1 protein-coding gene is annotated in these 648 nt (G+C 37.8%); it reads right to left on the minus strand.

What is annotated here, in order from left to right:
• Positions 1-16 precede the first annotated feature (16 nt).
• Positions 17-619 carry a Type 1 glutamine amidotransferase-like domain-containing protein gene (locus DWX61_RS18720; RefSeq protein ID WP_118626683.1) on the minus strand — a complete coding sequence of 201 codons (603 nt, stop codon included), beginning with the start codon at positions 617-619 and terminating at the stop codon, positions 17-19.
• Positions 620-648 lie beyond the last annotated feature (29 nt).

Consider the following 648-nt stretch of genomic DNA (forward strand, 5'->3'; position numbering starts at 1 on the left):
AACTTGAATTTTCAAATTAGTCTTTGCAAATAACCTTTGAACCTTCACCATCAATTACAATTCCCTGACGGTTGTTAATTGGGCATAGATTCAAATCCGAAAACTCAGTCATTATTTTCTCGGTAACTTTCTTAAATGGTGCTGTAAGATAATGCGGAAGAACATAGAAATCAATCAAATCAAGCCCTGCATCATCTTCTTGTGAGTAGTCCTCTGGCTTTTTATCCATTTGCTCGATATATTGGATGCTTGGAGCGCATATAATTGCGCCTGCCGACTCGCCGATCATCAATTTTCCATTTGCCAATTCCTTTTTCAGTAGCCCATCAGTTCCCGTTTTACGGAGCTGGTCCATAAGAAAGAAAGAATTTCCGCCGGTAAAATATATCACATCTGCTTCTTCAAAAACAGACTGTATCGTTGAATAAGCCTCCGTTGAAATATCAATTTCAGTTACGATTGCTCCCAACTTATTGAATAATTTTCGAGCCGAGCCGACATAACCGGTGTAGCCTTCACGCAGTGAAGCTGTTGGAATAAATGCGACTTTCTTATTTTCAATTTCTTCCTTTATCAGACTTCCCACACTTGAAAAGTGCGAACATAAAAATAGTTTCATCAATATTCTCCTTTATAAATTCCGATTTT

This window comes from Ruminococcus sp. AF20-12LB (assembly GCF_003478985.1).
Lineage (GTDB): Bacteria > Bacillota > Clostridia > Lachnospirales > Lachnospiraceae > Blautia_A.